Source organism: Streptomyces sp. 15-116A (assembly GCF_025290915.1).
Lineage (GTDB): Bacteria > Actinomycetota > Actinomycetes > Streptomycetales > Streptomycetaceae > Streptomyces.
This window is the reverse complement of sequence record NZ_JAOCQE010000463.1, coordinates 1-2,797: the sequence shown is the minus strand read 5'-3', so window position 1 is coordinate 2,797 and position 2,797 is coordinate 1. Positions and strand designations below refer to the sequence as shown.

General features: G+C 74.0%; 2 protein-coding genes. Both read right to left on the bottom strand.

Going from position 1 to position 2,797, the window contains the following annotated elements; translation table 11 throughout:
• Window positions 1-1,695, bottom strand: a 1,695-nt coding sequence (locus N4P33_RS34390) for a condensation domain-containing protein (protein WP_260830841.1), incomplete at its 3' end; no start/stop codon positions are given.
• Window positions 1,688-2,797, bottom strand: a 1,110-nt coding sequence (locus tag N4P33_RS34385; RefSeq protein ID WP_260830840.1) for a thioesterase II family protein, incomplete at its 5' end; no start/stop codon positions are given. The genes N4P33_RS34390 and N4P33_RS34385, both read right to left, overlap by 8 nt.

Below are 2,797 nucleotides of genomic sequence, written 5' to 3'. Positions count from 1 at the left end.
CGGGCCGCGCCCGAGGCAGACGGCGACCGGGTCGCCGTGCCGTACGCCGCGGTCGCGCAGCCGGTGGGCGATCGCCTCCGACCAGCGGTCCAGGGCCGCGTAGTCCAGCGTCGTCGCGCCGTGCCGGACGGCGACGGCGTCCGGTCCGATGGTGGCCCGCTCGCGGAACGCCCGGTCGAGCGTGGTCGTCCACGCGTTCTCGTCGACGGGACCGCCCCGGGACAGCTCCCGGGCGTGCCGGGAGGCGGCCGGCTCCTCCACCAGGCTCAGCTCGCCGATCCGGAGGTCGGGGTCCAGCGCGACCTGCTCGATGACCCGCCGGAACGCCCCGAGCAGCGCGGAGGCCGTGCCGTGCCGGTACAGCGAGGTGTTGTACTCCAGCGACAGCTCCAGGCCGTCGTTCTCGCCGACGAGGAAGCTCATGTCGAACTTGGCGGCCCCGTCGTGGAGTTGCTCCACGGCGAACCCGACCCCGCCGGCCTCGGTGGTGTGCGTGCCCCAGCGGCCCAGCGAGGTGAACTCGATCTGGAACAGCGGGTGGCGCAGCGGGTCACGGACCGGCCGGACCGCCTCGACGACCTGCTCGAAGGGCAGCTCGCTGTTGGTGAAGGCGTCCATCACGGTGCCCGCGGTGCGCGCGACGAGCTCGCGGAAGGTGAGCCCGTCGCCGACCTCCGTGCGCAGGGTGATCATCTGCACGAAGCAGCCGATGACCCGCTCCAGGTCCGGGTGCGGCCGGGACGCGCTCGCCGTGCCCACGACGACGTCCTCGGTGTGCGTCCAGTGCCGCAGCAGCGCGTTGAAGGCGGCGAGCACGGTGGTGAAGACGGTGGTGTCGCAGCCCTCCGCCACCCCCTGCAGCTTCTCCAGCAGTTCCCGCTCCAGCGTCAGCGTCAGACCACGGCCGTCGCCGCGGGTCTCGGGGCTGCGCGGATGGTCGGGCATCACCTCGGTGGCCGCGGCGCCGGCGAGCAGCTGCCGCCACTTGTCGGCCAGGGCCCTGCGGTGCTCGGCGTTGTCCAGCTTGGCGCGCTGCCAGGCGGCGAAGTCCGCGTACTCGACGGGCGGTTCACCGGCCTGCGGGCGGCGGCCCTGGGCGGCCTCGGCGTAGCAGGAGGTCAGCTCCTCGGTGAAGATCCGGGTGGAACCCGGGTCCCAGACCACGTGATGCACCACCCACAGCAGGACGTGCCGCTCCTCGCCCAGGCGCACCAGATGGGCCCGCACGGGCGGGGCCGCGGCCAGGTCGAAGGGTGCCGCCGCGCAGGAGGCGACGAGCTCGGCGAGGTCCCGGTCCGGGTCGTCACCGCCGGCGAAGTCGCTGGTCTGGACGCCGAGGACGAAAGCGGGCACGGGCTCCTGCCACGGCACGCCGTCCACCTCGACGAGCCTGCTGTGCAGCACCTGGTGGCCGGCCACGACGGCGTTGAGCGCCTCGTGCAGCGCCGCCCGGTCGAGCGGGCCGTCCAGGCGTATCGCCAGGGCTATGTTGTTGCGGGCCTTGCCCGCGCCCAGCCGGTCGACGAACCACATCTGCTCCTGCTGGAAGGAGGCGCGGGAGCGCGGCCCGTGATCGGCCCGCTTGAGTTCGTTGCGGTGACCGACACCGGCGGTCATCTGGTTGCGCATCCGGCCCAGCAGGCGGGAGCGCTGTCCCTGGGGCAGCCGGCCGAGACGTTCGGCGAGGTCAGACATGGGTTCCTCCGTTGCGGTGCAGTTCGGCCAGTAGGGCGGCGAGCCGGTCCGGCAGATGCTTGGCGAAGTAGTGGCGGCCGCCGGGAAGCACGGCGAGCCGCAGGTCGCGGGCGTACCGGCCCCAGGCGCGATAGCCCTCCTCGTAGCCGCGCGTGGCGTCGTCGGCGTCGCCGATCACGCAGGTCAGCGGGGTGAGCAGCGGTTGCGCGTAGCCGTCGGGGGTCCGGGCGAAGAAGCGGGCGGCCTCCGTCATGTCGTGCCGGACCATGCGCAGCACGGCCGACAGGTCACTGTCGTCGAGGACGCCGTCGAAGCCGTCCATGGTGGTCAGGTAGCCGACCAGGTCGTCGTCGGTGGAGACACGTTCCATCTCCAGGGCGAAGGCGGGGTCGTCCTCCGGCAGCGCGGCCGCGAGGTGCAGGGCGACCGGCCGCAGTCCGTCGCGCTCCAGGACCCGGGTGGTCTCCAGCGCCGTGACGACCCCGGCGCAGTGCCCGTACACCGCGAACGGCCCGGTGACGCCGCGGGCGATCTCGCGGGCGGCGAGCTCGGCGAACTCGGTGACCGGCAGCATCGGCCCCGGGTTCAGCGGATCGTGGCCGGGCGGGGACACGGCCACCAGTTCGATGTGCGGCGGGAGATGTGCGGCGAGCGGCTGGTAGGCGATCGCGTCACCGCCACCGTGCGGGAAGCACACCAGGGTGAGCGCGGCCGGGGCGCCGGCGGACGGAGAGGTGAACCGGTGCAGTAGCCGATGCTCTGTCAGATCGCTGTTGTTTCCGGACAGTTCCACGGCCCGGGCGGCCAGACCGGCGGCGGTCGGGTTGCTGAACAGGTCCACCACCCGCAGGGCGCCCGCTCCCGGCAGCGCCTCGGCGACGGCCCGTACCGCCCGGACGGCCGCGAAGGAGTCGCCGCCGAGGGCGAAGAAGTCGTCGTCGGGCCCGACGGCCGGCAGGCCGAGGACGTCCGCCCAGACGGCCGCGACACGCGCCGCCGCGGGATCACCCCCGGCGGCCGGGGCGGGCACCGACGGCGGGGCCTGTGGCGCGGGCAGGGCCTGGCGGTCGACCTTGCCGTTGGGGCTGAGCGGCAGCCGGTC